Genomic DNA, 21,592 nt, shown 5'->3' on the forward strand with positions numbered 1-21,592 from the left:
TATATTCCACCTGAAATTCAGGAGGATTTTTTTATTTATTATTTAATAAATAAAAACCTCCATGTTATTTATCTTCTATACACAAAATCATTCAAGTTGCATTGAGGCGGTAAGTGAGCACAGCCCATGCAGGGCTGCCTGAAGGATAACGTGTATATTATTATTTTATGCATCTGATATCAGGTGAATAAATACAGAGGTTATTCCCATGATAACAAGACGTTCATTTGTCAGGCAGAGCCTGGTGACTTCAACGAGTCTGCTACTCACCAGCATGACGGGGATCAGTTTCAGCCAGGTTGCCAGCGCTGCAGAGGGCCGCCGCTGGCAGATGCCGGATGAAGGGGCACCTCATGCTGCCACCTGGATGGCGTTTGGTGCCAGTGCGGCGATCTGGGAACCTCACCTGCTTCTCGTGGTACGGAAAAATCTGGCGCTGGTCGCGAATACCATTGCCGCCTTTGAACCCGTGAATATGCTGGTGCGCGAAGAAGACCACGCGCTCGCGGCAAAGCTATGCGGGCCATCAGTTAACCTGCTGGTTCATCCGATTGACGACCTGTGGATCCGCGATACCGGACCGGTATTTGTGAAAAGCCCCCACGGCGTGCCCGGCGGCGTTGGATTTAACTTCAACGGCTGGGGCGAGAAGCAGGAACACGATCGCGATGCCGAAGTGGCTGAGTTTGTCACGGATCATGCTAAAGCTGAATTTATCCGCTCAACATTGATTCTTGAAGGTGGTGGGATAGAGGTAGACGGCGAAGGGACAGCCATGATTACCGAAAGTTGTGTGCTCAATCCCAACCGCAACCCGGGCGTCAGTAAAGTTGAATGTGAAGCCGAATTAAAGCGCCTGCTGGGACTGGATAAGATCATCTGGCTACCAGGTATTGCCGGAAAGGATATTACCGACGGCCATACGGACTTTTACGCCAGGTTCACACATCCGGGTACGGTGGTAGCGGGTCTTGAGCAGGATCCATCATCGTTTGACTACGCCGTAACTCGGCGACATCTGGAAATCTTACGCACAGCCACAGATGCAAAAGGACAACACCTGAACGTGATCACACTGGAAGGACCATCAACTATTCGCCAGAGCTATGCGAACGGTGATTTTGCCGCCGGTTATATCAATTTCTATCTGTGCAATGATGCCGTCATTGCACCGGAGTTTGGCGATAAACGCACAGACCGTAACACGCGCGATATTTTGCAGGAGCAATTTACCGGGCGTGAGATTATTCAATTGAATATCGACGCTATCGCAGCCGGTGGCGGCGGTATTCACTGTGCGACCCAGCAACAGCCTCGTTAGCGGCTAGTTATGCCCGTCTGGGTTCAGGCGTGTTACATGTACAACAGTGATAGCATACCTACCGGATGTATTCTGTTTTGCAACCTCACAACGTGAGGGGAAATGCAAACAGGATACAACTCTTATCACCAATTATTCTTTCCAGCCTGAAGGTAATTTTGGAAAAGAGAAATAAAAGTATACTTTTATTATCCGAAAATTTGATATTTCGAATGAAGAAAAGCAAGGTCATCCCAAAATAATACTCACATCACATAAGTGAAATATTCTGCTCTAATATGCTTTAAAAAAGAAAAACCGTTAAGTCATAGATAAGTTCTCGTAGTAAAAACGGCCCCTACGGATAACACTCATCGCAACTACCAATCTTAATGGTGATTTAATTATTGACTCAGATCAATCTATATGTTCACTATTTCAGCCATGTATGAAAACAAGCATATAAAGTTAAGATAAATTCACATTGTGAATAAATCAGGTATACTCAGGACGAGCTTTTTTATGTTCAGTGAGAAGAGGAAACTCCTCTGGTAACCGCACTATTGCTCATTTCAGCATAACTTACGTCGTATGAAGGCTCAACAACCTGGTTTATGTAAACAGCATAAATTATATAAAAATCAAATAGTTCACATTAAAACAATAATAAAACAAAGTTAGTAATTGTTATTCCACCACCAATAGTAACGCAATGAAATTAATACACCACTTAGTATTGTGGTTTTATTGTATTACCGGGGTAAAAGTTATCACGTTATAAAAAATACAGAATTTCATTTTGCCCTATATGAAATCGCTACTTATGCGAAATTTAATCACCACACAGCTTTTTATCGTTGCTAATTTATGATTTAAGGAAAAACAAAAGTGAACTCTTTTAACCGAAATGCTGCTTGTCTGCTAATTTCCGCAACATTACTGCTGAGCGGTTGCGCCAATACTGGAAGCACTCTGCTGTCAGGAGCAAAACCGGATCCACGTCTGACAACCACCGAGCAATCCCAGTTTTTTAGCGCTTCTGGCGCACAAGGTTGTGGTATTGGTGCGGTATCAGGCGCTGCGCTTGGTGCTGTAGTTGGTGCTCTGGCTGGTGACACCAAGAAAGCAATTGCAGGTGCAGCTATTGGTGGTGCAGCTGGGTGCGCAGCGGGTATGACGGCTAACTACTATCTTGATGGCCTGAAAAAAGATTATGCCTCCACAGCCGATCGCCTGCAGGCAATGGATACGGATATCAGCAAAGATACCGCTGCAGTAGAAAAATCTACCCTCGCTATGAAACAAGTTATCAGTGAAAACCAGGCAACCTTAACCAAAATTAGCATCCAAAAAGATAAGGCTGGCTTTGATAAAGCAGGTGCTAAAACGCAATTAGCACAAATCGATGCCAACATCAGCAAGATGAAAGAGACCGTGAAAGGCATGAAAGACAAAGAGTCTGCCTATAAGGTCGCTTTGCAAGGTCAAACTACTGCCACATCTGCAGAGAAAACCAAGCTTGCTAATTTGAACAAAGAGTACAGCAGCCTGAATAGCAAGATTAGTGACCTGGAAAAAGAAACTAACGAGTTTTTCGAACAACGCCAGGCTATTTCTCTGGGCTAACAACTTTAGGCCGATAGGATTATCGGCCTTTTTTAGACCGCTTTGACATGTAAAGCATCGTTATTTGACTAAATTTATGGATTATTTGATGAGAAAATATCTGCTTCTCGCCACTATTGTGCTTACCGGCTGTACCACATCGCCACAGGACTGTGATTTACACGCACAAGATCCGAGTTTTATTACCAAACTAAGCTGCGCCACATCCGGCGGTTATCGTCAGCAAGTTGATCAAAAAGAGCAGCAGGTTCGACTCAGCCAGTATGAAAATGAGTCGGCGAAGCAACAGCTGGCTTATACCCAAAACCGACAGCAGAACGTCAATCAGAAGCTGGCCGATGAACAAGCAAGGTTAAATGCCGTGCGTTCAGACCTGTCACAGACCCTTGCACAACTGAAGTCCAGCAAAATAAAAAGCAGTGAACGCCAGAAGGAAATTCAACAATTGCAGGACTTGCAACGGCAGTCTCAGCATGCCAGTGGCGCAAGTGAAATTGCTGCAATTGAAAAGAAAGTCGCAGAAGCCAAGCAGAAAATCAAAGTTCTGGAAGAAGCAAATACCCTTCGCTAAGGCTGCACTAAAAGTGGCGCTGGTCACCTGACCACTTTTTCTGCTGGTGAAGAAAACGGCTCTGGCTTGCTGATATGCAGCTGCATGCATACCACGCATACAACTCACAACAATAATGATTTCGGTTATGCAACGATTAACAACTGCTGCGCCTATTGATGAAGCGACTCTGACAATCTACGAGGAGACGGTTGCGATCATACACCGTCATCTTCCACCGTCTCTGGCACTACTCTACGCCACTGCTCGTCGTGGTTCACAAGGACATCTGGAATGGTGGACTGAACGCCAGGGGCTGGCAAAGCCCTTTTCTGCGCTAAGCGATGCGGAACAATCCGCCGTCCAGAGTAAACGCCAGCAGTACCAGGATATTCTGGCCGGTTTGATTGAGCAGCTACTCGCACGCGGCGAAGAACATTCAGCGCATGCCTTACAAAGACTGCTAACGCATTCGCGCGATCTTAACTGCTATAGCGTAGGTGGCGAACCTGTGCTAATCAACTGGGCCATTGTCAGTGAAGCCCCCCTACCTCCCGTGATCGTTATCCCGTGGTGGCGACGCTTCCTGCCATGGCTATTGTTGCTGTTATTGTTGCTGCTGATCGCTTGCGCCTGGTGGTGGTGGCATAAAAATGCCTTAGCCCCGCCCCCTCCTCCGGTACATCACGATGTGCCTGCTGCTGCGCCTGCTGTCGCCCCCGCCAGCACGAACTTAACCCAGGCAAACCCCAGCATAAATCTGGAGAAACGCAAAGATTTTGGGCGGATTAAAATCAACCTGACCTGGCAACAGGGAAGCCATAAAGAGCCTATCGACCTCGATATCGCCGCTTTTATTCGTTTTAAAAACGGCAAGATCAGTGGTGCCGAAGCGTTGAGTAAGTTCCTGGGTAACTATGACAAACCGCCATATCTGTTGCTGCAACAAGATCTTCGTGAGGGTAACGATCAAGATGGTGAATGGCTCTTCATTAATGGCAGCCACTGGCAGGATATAGATGAGGTTCTGATTTATAGCTTCATTTACGGCGGTGCCGACAACTGGCAAGGGACCAATGCCACCATCACGATTTATGTGCCCGATCAACCCCCCATTATATCCACGCTGACTGACAGCAATCAGCGCAATAACGTTGCGGCGATAGCCAGACTCAAAAACGTCGATGGCAATATCAACGTTGAACGTCTGGACCGTTTCTTCCCTGACCGGACGTCGCTGGATAAGCACTATGGCTGGGGTTTTGAATGGACTCCTGGTGCGAGTAAAAAATAGCCTGCATCACTGTGGCTTATGTTAAATCACAGCCTTACAAGGTTTAGACAATGCGAAATTCGATTCAGGGACCACTGCTGCGTACCGGGCATAATTCCTCATTTAAGGCTCTGGGTGAAACGGGCTATCCCGTTTTTAAGATGGCGTTCCAGTTACGTGAAGCAATCTACCGTCTTGATGCAGGGCGCGATTTGGCTCGTCATTTAGCTATCCCACAAAACGATCAGGGTGGTGACAGAACCGATTGGTACAGCAGCTTCCCTGGCGATGTCATCCCATGGAGCGGTGCGAGTGAAGCGGAGCGGGAATCAGCGCGCCAGCAATTTACTGCGTTTCAAATGTCAGTGCAGGCGTTAAGTGAACAGTTACTCAATGCTGAGCAAAACGGGACCGGGGGCGATCGCCGCGTCTTCGCGCAGTTGCTGAAGTCAGTCACACATTTCCCGGATTACGAATTTGTGTATCTCGTAAACGGGATCCTGGTGATTACCTTTTGGGGGTTTGTCCATCCGGAAGGCGAACAACGTAATCCTATGCATTGGCTGAGTCCGGCATCACTACCAGCAACCCCTCTCGCGGCCTCAACCCCTCTGGCTCCTGTAGACGCCGCCGTAACCCCGGCTGTTACACCTGTTGTAGATACCGTTGTGCGCAGACGCTGGAGCTGGCGCTGGCGCTGGCGCTGGTTACTCTGGTTGCTACTTGCGTTGCTGCTGCTGGCATTATTATTAGGTCTACTACGCGGATGTGTGCCATCACTCTCCATTCCGGGGCTCCCTGCCATCGCCACGGATAAAACGGCGATCGATACGACTCCTGCCATCGAACGTCCAGCCGTAGGCGTTTCCGATGTAACAACGCAGGTTTCCCGCACAGGTTCAGAAACCGTCGTGGGTTCAGCTGTCGTCCCTGGCATATCTGAGGGTACTCCAGTCGATGTACAGCAAGCACTCGAACCAACATCGCCAGCTGTTCCGGCAGCGACAACAACCGCACAGGTCGGTGACGACACAATTCCACCAGCCGTTCCTGCAAGTGATGCCAACGCCGATGCGTCGACTACTCCGGCACCTCCTGCTGTACCTGGCGCCGCAGACGCTCAAACGCCACCCGCAGTTCAACCCGTCACCACGCCGCCAGTCATCCCGGCACAGGGCACTCCGTTGACGCTTCCTCCGGCCCTTCCCGATGGCCCAGCGCAGTTTCTTAACGGCGAATGGCGCGTGAATGGTGGTATTCAGGACAAGCTCACCGGGCGACCGTTGCAACTGCAATATAACTTTGCCCAGGGCAATGGCACCGTCAGCATACGTCAGTCCAGCGGTGTTACCTGTCGTGGCCCTGCCAGCGGCAATGTGCAGCAAGGGGCGCTGAGTATCACCAATCCTGAGCAGATGAAATGTAGCGACGGTTCAAACTTTATTGTGCCGACAATCGAGTGCAAATCACCCGCTGCTGGCCACGCCGATTGTATTGGCAGCAATGATGGGGAAAAAACATTCCCTATTCGCATGCTTCAACCTAATTCCTGAACAGGGACGAGATAACTATGTTGCCTGAGATTGTATCTTTCGATCGTCAAATTACCCTCGTGGGTGACTCTGGGATCCAGTTTATGGATTTCGGATTGTCCCTTGGCCGCCTGCCTGCTGGCGAGTTTGTCAAATTAGCAAACGGTGTACTCACCCGTTTAATTTACAACGAGCAGCGCGATTACTATTTCTATCAGCCGACCCCCGATAACATCGAGAAGGCCAAAAGCCAGTACGATATCCCTGTTGAACAGAGCCTGAAGTTGTTCGACGGCATCTGGTTACCGCTTCCTTTGTTTCGCTTTAGCCCACCGAATGTGTACCAGGAGGGACCGCTAAACTGGGCTCGTTTTCGTTTAGTCAAACTACCAGAACCCGATTTAGATGGTCATAGCCATCGCATGACGCTGGCGATCGACACCCGTATTATGGCTAAACAGCAGGCTGCCGCTGACCTCAGCCCGAACCAGGAAGATGTGAATGCCGGGGCAACCTTCGCCGTCGCAACTGCAACCTATGCCCTAAATTGGTACCTGACTCAGGACTGGATAACCGACTGGCTCAAAGAAGTATTCAAAGAAGCGAGCAAAGGCCGGGATATCGACGAGCGTGAACAGGAACTTGCACAGCAATACCCGCTGGCACATTACCTGAACCTTCTGTCATTGATGGCGATTCCAGTCGAAGGTCTGCAAACCCAGACTGAACCCGTCATTGAACTGCCGCAGTTCAGGGTGATCGCCAATCGGGAAACCAATGCTATTAAACCCATCGCCGTCGACCTGATACTCGACGTGGGCAACTCGCGCACCTGTGGCATTCTTATTGAAGATCACGGGCAATCAGGTTCAGGCATGAGGCATAACTATGTGCTGAAACTACGTGATCTCAGTGCCCCCGAACATATCTATACCGATCCTTTTGAAAGCCGGGTCGAATTTTCGCAAGCCTTCTTCGGCAAAGATCACTGCTCTGTACGCAGCGGTCGCCACGACGCGTTCCAGTGGCCGACTATCGCACGTATTGGTGGTGAAGCCAGCCGTCTGGCGGCTCGTCGTAAAGGCAGCGAAGGTTCAACAGGCCTATCCAGCCCTAAACGCTATCTGTGGGATGAGAAGTTTTATGGTCAGGGTTGGCGTTTTAATGGCAGCTATGTGCAGGACAGCAATCCATTGGCAACGGCAGCACCGTTTGCCAACCTGATCGATGAAAGAGGCGAAGCCCTGCACACCATTGAAGATGAGATGGATCGCATCCCCGTCTTTACGCCACGCTACTCACGCAGTTCGCTGATGACCTTTATGCTGGCAGAAGTTCTGACCCAGGCCATTAGTCAGATTAACAGCCCGGAGCAGCGTATTCGTCAGGGACACGCAGGGATCCCGCGTCAGCTACGCCATATTATTCTGACGGTTCCGCCTGGTATGCCCATGGCTGAACGCTGTGTGTTGGATGAACGCATGCGTCAGGCTGTCGGCCTGGTGTGGAAATCGTTACGCTGGCACAACGGCGAGAACGATCCGTATGAGGACGTACAAGAAGAGCATACGGAAGCAAACATCAAGATCCCATTACCTAAAATCAGGGTGGAGTGGGACGAAGCCTCCTGTGCACAGTTGGTTTACCTGTACACCGAGATTAATCAGAACTTTGCCGGTCATCCGGAAGAGTTTTTCGACGCAATTGGCCGACCAGACCGTACCGATCGTGAAAGTATCACTATCGCGTCAATTGATATTGGCGGCGGGACCACCGATCTGGTGATCACCGATTACCGCCTCGATCATAATGGGCACACTGGTGGTGGTACTAACGTACATATCATCCCGCACCAGCGCTTTCGCGACAGTTTTAAGATCGCAGGTGATGACATTTTGCTGGATGTTATTCAGTCATACGTTCTCCCCGCTTTTGAGCAAGCCCTGCGTGAAGCCGGTGTGATGTCCACTGAAACATTGATGTCCCAGTTGTGCGGATCGCAGAATATTAGTGCAGCCGAAGCCGTGCTTCGCCAGCAACTGAGCCTGCAACTGTTCGTCCCGCTCGCATTACATATCCTGGGAACATACGAACATTACGATCCGCTTGATGAACAAACGCATACCCTGATTAACCAACGTGTCGGCGATTTGCTACCGGTGGGTTGTATTCGTGATGAAGTCGAAGGATTCGTGCGCCGGGAAGTTCAGAAAGCGGGAGGTCCGACCGACTTTAAGCTCGCAGATATCATGCTTAATCTGCCACTCGCCAAACTCCATGGCGATCTCTGTGCAGGTAAGTTCAGCATCGATAAAGTCCTGACTGCACTCTGTGAAGTGCTGTCTTATTATCATTGCGATCTGCTGCTACTCACCGGCCGGCCATCTCAGTTACCTGGGATTCAGGCGATTATTCGTCGCAACCTTCCGTTACCGCCAGGGCGTATTCTGCCGTTACATGGTTATCAGACGGGTACCTGGTACCCGTTCCATAAAAACGGTCATATCGACGATCCGAAAAGTACGGCTTCAGTGGGTGCCATGCTCACGCAGTTGTGTGCAAACCACAGCATCCCTAACTTCCATTTCCGCACCTCAGAGCTGAAACCATATTCAACGATTCGCCATATCGGCACCATTGATATGGATAACCTGATTCGCGATGCCGACATCGTTTATCAACATATCGAGTCTGAAAACGGGCAGATCAAGCTTCCGGCCATCACCGATGAAAATGGCGAGAAAACCACACAAAGCATCGTTATGCGTGGCGACCTGCGCTTAGGCTATCGCCAGTTGGATGCAGAACGCTGGACTGCAGCACCGCTGTATACCCTCCGTTTTAGCGAAGAAGGACGTAAAAAATTCTCTTCGGCTCAGTCCACGGATAATGGCTCCCCGTATCTCAAAGTCAGACTGACGATCGATAAGGGTAAACGAGCTCGTCAGCTTGGACTGATTAGCGATCGCCTGACGATCGCCGATGTCAGCAGCAACACCGATAAGTCATTTAGCAAACGTGATTTGGATCTGGAACTCAATACGATGCCCGACAGAGGGCTCATTGATAGCCGTCACTGGCTCGATAGCGGGAGTGTTAAAAAATAATGAATAGCGAACAAAAATCTCTCACTCAGGGTTGGGCTGCTATCGCTCAGGGATGCCTGGACGCACTCGGATGGGTCGACAACGTACGCCCCGGTTCACGTCGTTTAGACAACGAAGCAGACAAACTCAACTTGAGTTTGCTGCGTACGAGGAATCTGGCCAATAGCCTGACTCAGGTTGCCAAAACACCGATGACCGTCGGTTTTTTCGGTATTTCTCAGGCAGGGAAATCGTACCTCATTTCAGCGCTCGCTGCTGGTAGCAATGGGTCGCTGGAAGCACTCTACGGCGAAAGGCGTGTTGACTTTATCAAAGAGGTAAACCCTGTCGGCGGAGGTAAAGAAGCGACGGGGCTGGTCACTCGCTTTACCCGTCAGGCGCCTGCCGCGCCGGCTGGATACCCAGTGCCGTTGCGCCTGTTCAGTGAAATCGATTTGGCTAAGATTCTGGCCAACGCCTGGTTTAACGACTTCAACCATGAGCAATTGAGCTATCAGCTTGACCAAAGCCGGGTTGAAGAGCACCTGCGCCCATTCCTGCAGCGTGCTGTGCAGGTTCAGGAATATAACGGCGTCAGCCAGGAAGATGTCGTCGCCTTGTGGGATTACCTTAACGCCTCCTTTAAAAAGTCAGTTGAGAAGCTTGAACACGCCTGGTGGCCGCAGGTGTTGAAAATTGCCCCGACGCTGAGCCCAAATGATCGTGCAGAGCTCTTTTCCCTGTTGTGGGGAGAACAGCCGGCTCTCACCGAAACCTACCGTTCATTAGCCAATGTACTGGCGAAACTGAACCATACCCGGATGGTATTTGCCCCGCTGGAAACGCTGACTGACCATAGCAGCGGCAGCATCATGAACGTAGATAGCCTGAACAGGTTGGGCTCCAACCAGGATCGCAACGTTGAGATCCGTTATTGGAAAGAAGAACAACAAATTGGTAGCGCCAACTTAACGCAGGCGGAACTGGCGGCCTTAACCACAGAGCTGATTTTCCCTCTGGCAGAAGTTGAAACCAACAGCGTTGTAGAACAGGTTGATCTGCTCGACTTCCCTGGCTATCGCGGTCGTCTCAAGATCACCGCACTTGAACAGGCTGGCCGGGATGGACTTAACGCGATTTCGCAGCTCCTGCTTCGCGGAAAAGTTGCTTACCTGTTCGAACGCTATACCGATAACCAGGAAATGAATGCGCTTGTCGTATGCGCCAGCTCAGCCAAACAGAGCGACGTTGCTGATGTGGGCCCGGTATTAAACCGCTGGGTAGAGAAAACCCAGGGTAAGAGTGCCGAAGAGCGCGGGGGCCGCAACCCGGGTTTGTTCTGGGCAATCACCATGTGTGATATGCGTATCGTCAACAGCCTGCAACATACCGAAAGCCAGTTAAAAGAAGGCTGGGAAGGTATGATGCACATGACTTTACTGGAGCGTTTCTCGAACTATGAATGGCTTTCACAATGGGCACCCAACCAGCCTTTCAACAACTGTTTCCTGGTACGCAAACCCGGGCTTGATAACCCTTTCCTGAGACTTGAAGGTGATGCCGGGCAGGAGAGACTCCAGGAAGTGGGTATCAGCGATCGTTACCGCGATGTACTCGATACTATGGGCAGCACCTTCGTCTGCGGAAAACATGTGAATAAACATGTTGCAGAACCGAAAGCAGCCTGGCAGGCAATGCTCGAACTCAACGACGGTGGAATGTCTCGCCTGACGAAAGCACTGCGCGGCGTCGCCCATCTCGACTTCAAGCTAAAACGTTTACAGCAACAACTGCTGCAATGTCGCATGGAAACCGGCGATCAACGTCTTGGCCGGTGGTACGAAAAAGACGGTGATGGGCAGATTGTGAAAAAACAAGCAATTGCCAAAGAGTTATGGCAGGGCTTGTCTGCATGTTCCCACAGTATGGGGGAACTTATCGAACGCCTGGTTCTGCCGACTCAGGAGCTCAACAACATTTATTTGAGTATTCGCGACCTCGAGCAGGCACCGCAAAACGAAGGCGAAAGCCCGACCATCAATGCTTTCGCAACCAGTCCGTTTGGTGGTAATCCGTTCGCTGATAACCCCTTTGCCAGCGATCCCTTTGCGACTACCCCTGTTGAAACCGCCGTTGTTGATGCGCCAGCAACTGCTGCAGCGGAACGCGTAGGCCAGGATGATGATTTCGCGCATCAGGCCTTTAAAGCCTGGGTAGCCCACCTACGGGAGTTGCCGCAGCAACCGTTGCAGTGGCGTCAACTGGGCATGAGCAGTGAGCTGATTAATCAACTCAGCGAAGAGCTAATCACCGCCGCCACACGTTTGGATTTGGAAGGGACATTGAAACATGCCCTGGCGGGTCAAGAGCAGGCTGAAACAACTCGCGTACACATGCGAGCACGTCAGGTTTTACGCGCTCAACTGACCATTCGTGATTTTATTGCCTGGTTTGGTTATCTCGCCCTGCCAGCAGACAAGGTACCCAACAGCTATGTTGGCGAGAAAAACAAAGTGTTTCTGCGTCAGAAGCAGCTCGCTAACGATGAGTTGCCACAACTCGCCGCCGTTGCACCACAGCCCGGCGTTTCCTATCTGGGTGACTGGCTTTCTGCTTTGATGAGCGTTGTCCTGGACAATGCGGGTCATAGCGCCACACGGGATATTTCCTTCGAACAGAATCGTCAACTTGGTCAGATTATCAGCCAATTGAAACAAGAGAACATGCCATGCTAGCTAAAATCATCGCCTGCCAGCCGGCAGAGCCAGGTACTGCACAATTGATGGTCCGCCTGCGTGGTGAAACCGCAATATTGACTAATCTGACCTTTACTCTGTGCAATAACGAGCAGAACTACCTGCAACCCGATGGCAGTTGGAGCCCGGCGCAACACTGGTTTACCATGAACGGTGGTTATGCGTTAAATAATGGTAGCGGTTTTCGTATTGGCCCAACATTGCTTGACCCATTGCTGGCGACGGCAAGCCAGGTACAAATTCAGATCAAGTTGGATTCTGGAGAAACACGCAATACCACGTTACAGCTGGTGCGCGACGAACTGCTCTCTTCTGAAGCAAGAGGTGAAACAGGTAACTATAGCGGCAGCAGCATGCTGGCTACTCCAGAAGTTCCTTCTGAGCCCGTCATTGCGACAGAAACCGTTGTTGCCCCTGAACCTGTAGAGCCGGTAATTCATACTGAAGCGAGAACTCCGGCGAAATCGGGGTCCTCCCGCCTTCCTGTTATAGGCGCGGCAATACTGGCATTAGTCGTGATAGCTGGTGCACTGTGGTGGTTTTTAGGCCGGGATAAATCACCGGAAGTCCCTCCCGTTGAACAAACACAGCAAGAAACACCGGCGTCTGCACCCGCCGCCGCACCAGAGCCTGTCGCTCATAGCACCTGTTCTGCACAGGGTTTGAACAGCCAGAACGAGCTTGATTTCGTCCAGAGCTGCGTTCAGGAAAAACTCGACAGTGACAAACTGCTGACCATTATCCAGGCCGCAAAAGAGGCTAAAAAATGTGGTGTTGCACAGCGTCTGTATGCTAACCGTGCCCAGGGTGGCGATACCAAAATCGCGCTCGTGTACGCAGGTGAATACGACCCGAAATACCACCAGCCAAGTGAATGTTTCAAAACACCGGATAAAGATACTGCAGCATATTGGTACGAAACAGTTCTGCAAACGGAGCCTGACAACCAAACAGCCAAACAGCGCCTTGAGGAGCTAGGAAAATGACCTGGAATCCGATGAGTCGTCTGGCTCTGCCATTATGTGGTCTGTTGCTCAGCGGGCATGTATTTGCCGCTGATGGCGACAAACCTCTGCTCCAGGAAGGTAAGAAAACGTTATATCAACGTGTTCTCACTACCCCGGGCTGCAAACTTGGGACTGCCGCAGGTGATGATAAAGGTCAGCTACAGCCGGCCTTCAGCAGCCTGTATGTTTATCAAAAAGAAGATGCAAACGGCCAGAGCTGGCTTAAGGTCGGGCCGGATAGCTTTGGTAAAACTATAGGCTGGTTACCAAAGTCATGTACCGTCGACTGGAAAATGCAGCTCACATTGGCATTTACCAACCCGGCAAACCGTGACCGTTTGCTGTTCTTTAAAGAGAGAAAAAGCCTTGATGATATTCTCTCTGCCCCCGATCCCGTATCGCTGGTTGCCCCACTTCGCGCCAAGTTAAAACGGGATGGCCACGCCGAAGGTATTCAGGCTGAAGAGCCTGAATATTTTGTCGATCTGCAAAAGCAGTTTTATCTGCTGCCAATCCTGAGCGGCGAAGAGGTCATGACCGAAGATGGCTTCTATACTCGCCTGCTTAACGTAGCCTCCGTCAGTAAAGCTGAAACGGCTAAAAAACAAGAAGATAACGTAAATCAATTGAAAGGGTTTAACGCCTCGGTGGTCTTCGTTATTGACTCAACCATTTCAATGGGGCCTTACATTGAACGCACCAAAGAAGCGGTTAATAAGATCTATGGCAAGATCAAACAAGAGCATCTGGATGGGCAGGTTAAGTTTGGGTTGATCTCATTTCGCTCAAATACCAAAGCCGTTCCGGGCCTTGAGTACCGCACAAAGATTTACGCAGATCCTAACCATGTGAAAGATGGTACGGATTTCCTGAAGAAAGTCGCTGATTTAAAAGAAGCGAAAGTCTCCAGTTCTCTGTATGACGAGGATGCGTATTCCGGCGTGCTATCAGCTATTGATGACATTGACTGGAGCCCGTTTGGCGCTCGTTACATGGTCCTGATTACCGATGCAGGTGCTATTGACGGTAGCAACAAGCTGTCAGGTACCGGTCTGGATGCCAGCCAGCTTCGCCTTGAGGCGGGTAACCGCGGTATTGCTATCTATACGCTGCACCTAAAAACATCAGGCGGCAAAGATAACCATGCCAAAGCCGAAAGCCAGTACCGCGATCTCTCCAATTTTGACAGCACCCAGTCCAACCTTTACCAGGCCGTAAATGCCGGTGATATCAAGATGTTTGGCCAGCAGGTAGATGCGCTAGCCTCCGCCATTACTGAGCAGGTTAAATCCGCTTACATGGGTGATGCTGCGATTGGTAGTGCGCTTTACGCGAAAGACGATGGACAGAAACTGACACCGGAACAAAAGCTGCTTCAGGATACGGCATTAATTGGACATGCCATGCAGTTGGCCTATCTGGGTAAGCGTAACAGCACACAAGCCCCGTTAGTCTTTCAGGCATGGATTAGCGACCGCGACCTGATTAAGCAAAACATTCCTACCACCGACGTTCGTGTTCTCTTGACCAAAGGTCAGCTAAGCGACTTAAGCGATGCTGTCAGCCAGATCCTTAAAGCAGCAAATGAGGGGATGATCTCACCGACCAAAATGTTTGAGCAACTGCGAACTGTTGCGGCAACCATGGGTGCTGATCCTAACCAGCTGAAACAACAGGACAATGCCCGCATTGGCGATCTGGGGGTACTGGGAGAATATCTGGCCGATCTTCCCTATAAGAGCGATGTCCTGAACCTCGACGAAGAGACCTGGAAAAGCTGGGATGGATTGTCACAGGAGAAATTTATCCGCACGCTGTCATCCAAACTGCGTCATTACCAAAAATATAACGCCGATGTTGATCGCTGGGTTGAGCTGGCAAAAGGAAGCGATCCGCGCGATCGCGTTTATCCCATCCCGCTGGAAATGATGCCCTGATGCTGCGCATAGAAGAGTTGTGCGTTGTTCGTGGTCAGGGCAGCCATGCTCACCGGGTTTACCTGCCGCAGCTCACGCTGCGGTCAGGCCAGGTGGTCGCGGTCACAGGTGAAAGTGGATGTGGTAAAAGCACGCTACTGGAAGCCATCGGCTTATTACTGCAGCCCAGTAAAATCGGGTGCTTTGAGCTGGACGAAGGTGCACAGCAATTTGATATCGCAACGCTGATAAAGGATGAACAACATAATGAACTGGCGGGTATTCGCGCCCGCCAGCTTGGCTTTGTGTTGCAAAATGGGGGGTTGCTTCCCTATCTGAGCGTCAAAGATAACATCCTTCTGCCGTGCCAGTTGCTGGGATTACGCCCCGACAACGCGCTGCTGGACAGAGTAATCGATGCCCTCAAACTTGCGCCATTATTGGCCAAATATCCAACGCAGTTGTCGTTTGGTGAACGACAGAGAACCGCTTTCGCACGTGCGATATTGCACCGTCCAAAGCTGGTACTGGCGGATGAACCAACAGCCGCACTTGATCCCTACAACGCAAAGAAATTATTTAGCCTGTTTATTGAGTTGGTCCGCCAGGAAGGCATGATGGCGCTGATTGTTTGCCACGACTGGCCACTGGTACAACATTTCAATTTACCCTGTTTAACTGCCCAGCCTGAACCGTTAGTGGCATCGTCGAAGCACGAACAGGGAGGAACCTATTTTGTCCTTTAACCGAGCCAGACTGCTGGGCCGCCTGGCTATGCAAGACCTGTGGCACGATCGCATCATTTCTTTTTGCATCGTCTCTTCTCTTGTCGCTGTCATCGCACCTTTATTACTTCTTTTCGGTTTGCGTTTTGGGATTGTGAACCAGCTACAAGAAGATCTGGCCAGTGACCCTCGCAACCTGGAAATCCGTATGCTGAGTAGCGGCAGCTACAACCAAAACTGGATCGAAGAGTTACGGCAGCGACCCGATGTGGGTTTCGCCATCGGGCAAACGCGTTCGCTAAATACGCTTGCTGACCTGCAAACAGACAGCACACATTTCATTGAGAACGCTGAAGTTATTCCAACAGACTCAGGGGACCCTTTACTCAAGTCCCTTGAACTCCATCAGGAAAACGAGGTTGTCATTACCCAGGAAGCCGCACGTAAATTAGCGGTCAGTGTCGGTGATTCGCTCTCTTTGCGAGTAAGCAGAATGCTTGATGAACGCCGGGAATGGGGACGAAAAAGCGTTACCGTCGTGGGGATTTTGCCTGCGACCTATTTTAATCGTGCCGCGATCTTTACCCAGCCTTCGTTATTGCTGGCGCTTGAACATTTCCGCGATGGCTTTGCGGTAACCGGGTTGGGGGTGGCCAGCGGTGCACAGCTTGACGGTAAACCACCGCTCTACGCACGCGCCAGATTATACGCCCGCGATATTGATCAGGTTGCCAGCCTTGAGCGCGATCTCCGGGAACAGCGTATCGAAACCACCAGCCGTCTGGCTGATATAGAAAATGTGAAAAGCATCAATCGGGTTTTGGGCATTATTTTTAATACCATTGCCGCCACTGCACTGGTTGGCTGTATTGCCTCACTTATTGGCTCATTTATCGCGAATGTTGACCGCAAACGTAAACATATTGCTGTCCTCCGCCTGCTCGGTTTTACCCGTCCCGCAGTGGGTGCCTATGTGATTTTTCAAGGCTGTCTGCTTAGTCTGGTGGCTTATATCGGCGGCTTTGCGATCTACCTTTTAGCCAGTCAGGTCTTTAACCAGGCGTTAGCGGGCAGTCAGGCAACAGGTCAGATGATTTGTAAGATTACCCCGTTGCACGGCCTCGTCGCTCTGATACTCACCATTGTCGTGGCGACACTGGTCGCCGGCATTGGTGCCTGGCGCGCCATTAATATTGAACCTGCGCAGAGCCTGCGCGAGGCATAACCCATATTCCTACTTGCCCAAGGCATTTATCATTTGCGGAGAACGTTCATGACCCTTACCCCTTCCACATTATCACGCTGGCTGGCGCTGGCTCTGCTGGTGAAGATGTCGCCCGTGCTGGCCGAACCGTGGGCAGAGAAAATCTATAACCCCAAGCCGGATAGCGAAGATATTATTTTGCCCATGCCCTGTGAAGGTGCCATGGTATTCCGTCAGGTAGAGATCCCGGTCTCGGGCCCTCTGGATGATATGCCGATCACCTTAGGAGAAGATGGCGGAGAATGGGGGTTTGTTGAACACAGTTATCCAACCTTTATCGCCGGTAGCTTTACCGAAAGCAAAAAAAGCAAAGGTCGTTACTATTTGATGGCCAAATATGAACTGACAGCATTGCAATACCAGGCATTAACCAGCGGTACCTGCCCCACGCCATCACGTAAGTTAAGCATCGCAGAAACCAATATCAGTTGGTTCGATGCGGTAAATTTTGCCGATAAATATAACCAGTGGTTACGCACGAATGCTCTCGACAAATTACCGAAAGAGGATGGCAACCCTGGATTTTTACGCCTGCCCACTGAAGTAGAATGGGAATTTGCAGCACGCGGCGGCCTCAAGGTAAACAGTGCGGAATTCCGTGATTCCCACTACCCGATGGATGACATGAAAAATTACGAGTGGTATTCCGGTTCGCAGTCCTCTAACGGCAAAGTACAGCTTATTGGGCTGTTGAACCCTAACCCCCTCGGCCTACACGATATGCTGGGCAACGTCTCTGAGATGATGTTCACCCCGTTCTATCTCAATAAAATCAACAGACTTCACGGCCAGGCTGGTGGTTTTGTGGTTCGCGGAGGCAGCGTCATCTCGAATGAATCAGAGATCCGTAGCGCGACCCGTAAAGAAATTAACTACTACGATGAAGCCCATCCTTTCACCAGCAAAACCACCGGATTGCGTCTGGTTCTGGTCTCTCCGACCATTACATCAACAGACCGAGTGAAACAGCTGGAGAAAAATTGGGCTACTCTCGGTGCAGATAAACCGGGCATAGATAAGAGCAAAGACGCCCCCACAGACACCGCGAAAGCACTGGGAAGCCTGGCATCAGGCGTTGAAGACACAGAGCTGAAAAAGAAACTGAAGGATCTGGAAAATCAGCTCCGCGCCAGTAATCAGCAACAGCAGGAAGAACGGGCACAATCGATCCGCGCCAGCCTTAACCTCGGCTCCTTCCTTTGCACAAAATTGCAGGATGATGGCCGCTTTCTTGACTTCCTCAATCACAACTATGAATTGCTGTGTAAGGATAAAGATGACAGTGATAAAAATTGCGCGATCCGAAAAACAAAACTGGGCGAGCAAACAGGTCGCCTGCAACAACTGACGAGTTACTACGCCAGTAGTCTGGTTGATTCAGCCACACTTTATGGTCAGGAAGGTCTGAAACATGAAGTGACGGTTTTCGATCAAATGCTCACCCTGAACAAACGTCTTGCAGGTCTTAAGCCATTTCTTGCCGCGCACTGGCAGAATCAGCAAAAATATCTGGCAAACGGGAAAATTGATGCCGCCGGGTGGCTGGATACTTGTAAGCAAATTAAAAGCGGAAATTAATCTCACACAACGATTAAACACACATGTTTATTAAGGAGTGAAGAACGTGAAGTTTAGCTTAAAAATTGCGGCAATAGTCTTAGGCTGTATTGCCGCCGCCCAGACATCTTTTGCCGAGACCTATAGTTCAGAGGATCAGGAACAGTTAACACTTGAGTGTCTGCTAACCAATAATAAATTTGCCAGCGCTTTTATTGCCCAGGATGCTGCCGGATATGCTCTGGGAACAGCATCTTCTCCTATTGCGGAGCTGAATCTTGTCACTAATCAGCCGGGAGTCACAGCGTATTACAGCGCAGAAACGATCGCCGGAGGATCTTTATACTGGATTCGCATCGTAAAAGGGATCTATGAATATATTGTTTACGACAAAGAGCAACACGGTGATATGTCTGGCGTCGTCGTCACAAAAAATGGAAAAAAAGTATTCCACAAAGATTGTAAAGAACCAATCAAGGTAGGTACACAAAGCGACAGTAGTATCTTTAGTCGGGTGGCACAGGAAGATGCTGAAGGCGATCGTATTATCGACTTAATCAATAAGTAATATACGTGCGCCAGATCAGACAGGGGATATCGCAGGATATCCCCTGTAGAAACACAGACGAACTACTTACCGTGTCCTACGCTAATTTTCAGCGGTTGATAATATTGAGGGTCAAAAACTGATAATGGAAGTGCATGCCATGAGCCATCCTGCGAGGCTTCATCAACTTTAGTAATGATAATACTGACCGTATTTTCAACTGAATCACTGCTAAATTCTGTTGCTGCATTAATTGAGCGAGTCGCATCACTATCACCAAATGCCTGAACGTGAAGCGCCCCCGTTTCCAGGGTCGCACCTGATTTATCGGTGAGCTGAAGGGTAATAGTAAGGTCATTAAACGCGCCATTCCCCCCGTTATCCAGAGCAAATACCAACGCCCCCCCCTGAACCCAGCCGCTGTCAGTATTGCGAATATTGATATAGCGACTCTCACTTTCTGCGCTCATAACTGGATTGATCGTTCCACAAAACCCACCTACCAAAAATAAACCGGCCAATGCATGTTTCATTTTTATATTTCTCTGTTGTGATTTTCCAAAGACATATAAATAGTGTATCTTATCTAAATATTTAAAAATTGAAACGAGCTCATAATTATACGTTAAAAATGTTTAACATATTAATATTATCTCAACGTAAACCAGACATCATCGATTTGTTTTAAATTTGTTCTAAGTATTAGAGATGTAGATAATCCTGTAAATTTAACTTTAGACACGGATAACTCGCCACATGAGAAACACATTTTTTGCCTTTACTTTGCTATGCAGTCTGCCTGTTCTCGCATCCGAACCATCCTTAATTGTATGTGAACCGCAAAATACTAACGATCAGTCAGCAACAGGAATCTGGCCAGCCCCTTATTTATCAAAAGATAAACTCTGCCTTGATATTCGTGCTGATTCGGGAGACACATGCGTAAGCAATGGTCAAAGTACGAATTGGTTTACAGAGGCAGTCATTGTAGATATTGATGGGCAGCCTCAAGGACGTGATGATACCTGGTTCAGAGTCGTACACCCGATAATCACCGATAAGACCATCGAATACAAAATCGAAGGGTCACGAGACAATAAAACATGGGGGCTGGTATCCCATGTATCTATCAATCGACTGTCAGGACAAGCTGTTGATTGGTTAATTGGCGAGCATGGCGGTATTTCTTACCAGTGCCATCTGGAAGGGCGTAAAATCTGACCAGGAATGAGGCCAACATACCTGCCCTAATCCCAAAAACAAATAATACACATAAGGTGAATATCATGATGTCGGGAAAAGCAGTTTTCAGTTTTTTCATTTTGATGTTGTTATCCTCTGTTGCGAGTGCCACCACCTACAGAACAGACAGCTTTGGAACGACGCGTGATGATCAAGGAAATAGCTGGCGCACGGACAGTTTTGGAACAACGCGTGGCAGCGATGGGAGCGTCTCACGCACTGACTCATTCGGAACAACAAGGGTAACCAGTGCTAACGGAAATACGACCAGTTATCGAACCGATTCATTTGGCACGACCCGCGGTAGCGATGGTTCTGTATCTCGTACAGACAGCTTTGGTACAACCCGAACAACTGACGCCCAAGGAAACACGACAACCTGTCGCACAGACTCATTTGGGACCACGCGCTGCGATTAAATAGGCGCCTCTCTCTTTGCTAATAAAGCGGTATTATAAAAATAAACGGCAGGTCAATTTATAGGCATCGATAATGAATAAAGCATGGTCTGCGCGGTTTACAGCATGCAAGAACCTTCACTCATACCGAGAGGACAGGACCATGAAGATGCACGCCATGACGAAAATACTGCCGTTGATTTGCCTGATCTCAGGCGGGCTGCTCTACTCCGCTGCAGCCAGCGCCATGGGAAATGACGATACCACCACACCAACGTGCCCGAAGGGTCAGGTCTACGACAACAAAACCCAAAAATGTTTGCCAGAAAAAAGCAGCATGATCGACGATCAGGATAAAACGCAGTATGCGTATCACCTGGCGAAAACCGGCCATTATCAGGATGCCATTAATTTACTCGATACCTTACAGCAGCCCAATACGCGTGAAGCCTGGAACTATCGAGGCTATGCGACACGCAAGCTAGGGCGTACGGATGAAGGGATAAGTTACTACCAGCGATCGATTGCCCTCGATCCGCACTATGCGAAAGTGCGCGAATATCTTGGGGAAGCATGGATGGTTAAAGGCCGCCCCGACCTGGCGAAAGCGGAGCTGGCAACCATTAAGACTATCTGCGGCACCCAATGCGAAGAGTATCGCGATCTGAAAGCCGCGATCGACGGACACCCGGAGTCATAGATCGAAAGATCCAAAAAAATACCGTCAACGATGCGCATTCTCAATGAATACAGCCGTTGGATCGCATCGTCGACATACCGTTTTTTGTCTCAGAAATTCGCGGAGAATGTAGG

Annotated in this window: 16 protein-coding genes; 15 read left to right on the top strand and 1 reads right to left on the bottom strand. The window is 49.7% G+C overall.

Translation table 11 applies throughout. The features are described from left to right. Positions 1 to 208 precede the first annotated feature (208 nt). The 13 genes from OGX95_RS05500 (at position 209) to OGX95_RS05560 (ending at position 19,160) form a co-directional block, all read left to right on the top strand. The gene (locus tag OGX95_RS05500) at positions 209 to 1,321 is read left to right on the top strand and encodes an agmatine deiminase family protein (RefSeq protein WP_286628607.1); all 1,113 of its coding nucleotides are present in this window, start codon (positions 209 to 211) and stop codon (positions 1,319 to 1,321) included. A gap of 867 nt (positions 1,322 to 2,188) precedes the next feature. Continuing rightward, complete coding sequence (locus OGX95_RS05505) at positions 2,189 to 2,926, top strand: hypothetical protein (RefSeq protein ID WP_286628608.1); 738 nt, start codon at positions 2,189 to 2,191, stop codon at positions 2,924 to 2,926. A 64-nt stretch (positions 2,927 to 2,990) separates the two neighbouring features. Continuing rightward, on the top strand, positions 2,991 to 3,497 hold the full coding sequence (locus OGX95_RS05510; RefSeq protein ID WP_286628610.1) for a hypothetical protein: 507 nt from the start codon (positions 2,991 to 2,993) through the stop codon (positions 3,495 to 3,497). Between the two features lie 127 nt (positions 3,498 to 3,624). Next, a complete protein-coding gene (locus OGX95_RS05515) occupies positions 3,625 to 4,770 on the top strand; it encodes a tellurite resistance domain protein (RefSeq protein WP_286628611.1) in 1,146 nt (381 codons plus the stop codon). A gap of 50 nt (positions 4,771 to 4,820) precedes the next feature. After that, on the top strand, positions 4,821 to 6,302 hold the full coding sequence (locus OGX95_RS05520; RefSeq protein ID WP_286628612.1) for an SrfA family protein: 1,482 nt from the start codon (positions 4,821 to 4,823) through the stop codon (positions 6,300 to 6,302). A 17-nt stretch (positions 6,303 to 6,319) separates the two neighbouring features. Then, positions 6,320 to 9,388, top strand: a complete 3,069-nt coding sequence (locus OGX95_RS05525; RefSeq protein WP_271457256.1) for a virulence factor SrfB — start codon at positions 6,320 to 6,322, stop codon at positions 9,386 to 9,388. Then, on the top strand, positions 9,388 to 12,102 hold the full coding sequence (locus tag OGX95_RS05530; protein WP_286628617.1) for a virulence factor SrfC family protein: 2,715 nt from the start codon (positions 9,388 to 9,390) through the stop codon (positions 12,100 to 12,102). Before OGX95_RS05525 ends, OGX95_RS05530 begins: the two co-directional genes overlap by 1 nt. Then, on the top strand, positions 12,096 to 13,109 hold the full coding sequence (locus OGX95_RS05535; protein WP_252170789.1) for a flagellar basal body-associated FliL family protein: 1,014 nt from the start codon (positions 12,096 to 12,098) through the stop codon (positions 13,107 to 13,109). Before OGX95_RS05530 ends, OGX95_RS05535 begins: the two co-directional genes overlap by 7 nt. Then, positions 13,106 to 15,067, top strand: coding sequence for a vWA domain-containing protein (locus tag OGX95_RS05540; RefSeq protein WP_280556971.1), 1,962 nt, complete (start codon positions 13,106 to 13,108; stop codon positions 15,065 to 15,067). The genes OGX95_RS05535 and OGX95_RS05540 overlap by 4 nt, the downstream gene beginning before the upstream one ends. Then, positions 15,067 to 15,792, top strand: coding sequence for an ABC transporter ATP-binding protein (locus OGX95_RS05545; RefSeq protein WP_131380056.1), 726 nt, complete (start codon positions 15,067 to 15,069; stop codon positions 15,790 to 15,792). Before OGX95_RS05540 ends, OGX95_RS05545 begins: the two co-directional genes overlap by 1 nt. Then, entirely contained in the window at positions 15,782 to 16,996 is a 1,215-nt protein-coding gene (locus OGX95_RS05550) for an ABC transporter permease (protein WP_286628621.1), read from the top strand. The genes OGX95_RS05545 and OGX95_RS05550 overlap by 11 nt, the downstream gene beginning before the upstream one ends. Positions 16,997 to 17,044: 48 nt before the next feature. Continuing rightward, positions 17,045 to 18,613, top strand: coding sequence for a formylglycine-generating enzyme family protein (locus OGX95_RS05555; RefSeq protein ID WP_286628622.1), 1,569 nt, complete (start codon positions 17,045 to 17,047; stop codon positions 18,611 to 18,613). Positions 18,614 to 18,659: 46 nt separating this feature from the next. Continuing rightward, a complete protein-coding gene (locus tag OGX95_RS05560) occupies positions 18,660 to 19,160 on the top strand; it encodes a hypothetical protein (RefSeq protein WP_286628623.1) in 501 nt (166 codons plus the stop codon). A 62-nt stretch (positions 19,161 to 19,222) separates the two neighbouring features. Here the strand turns inward: OGX95_RS05560 and OGX95_RS05565 are convergent, their stop codons facing one another. Continuing rightward, positions 19,223 to 19,672 (bottom strand): IrmA family protein, encoded by a 450-nt coding sequence (locus OGX95_RS05565; protein WP_286628625.1) that lies wholly within the window; start codon positions 19,670 to 19,672, stop codon positions 19,223 to 19,225. A gap of 223 nt (positions 19,673 to 19,895) precedes the next feature. Between OGX95_RS05565 and OGX95_RS05570 the strand changes: the two genes are divergently transcribed. Next, entirely contained in the window at positions 19,896 to 20,360 is a 465-nt protein-coding gene (locus OGX95_RS05570) for a hypothetical protein (protein WP_271450303.1), read from the top strand. Between the two features lie 582 nt (positions 20,361 to 20,942). Further along, a complete protein-coding gene (locus tag OGX95_RS05575; protein WP_137384445.1) occupies positions 20,943 to 21,479 on the top strand; it encodes a tetratricopeptide repeat protein in 537 nt (178 codons plus the stop codon). The last annotated feature ends 113 nt before the right edge of the window (positions 21,480 to 21,592 follow it).

The sequence above is a fragment of the Citrobacter sp. Cu233 genome (assembly GCF_030332225.1).
Lineage (GTDB): Bacteria > Pseudomonadota > Gammaproteobacteria > Enterobacterales > Enterobacteriaceae > Citrobacter.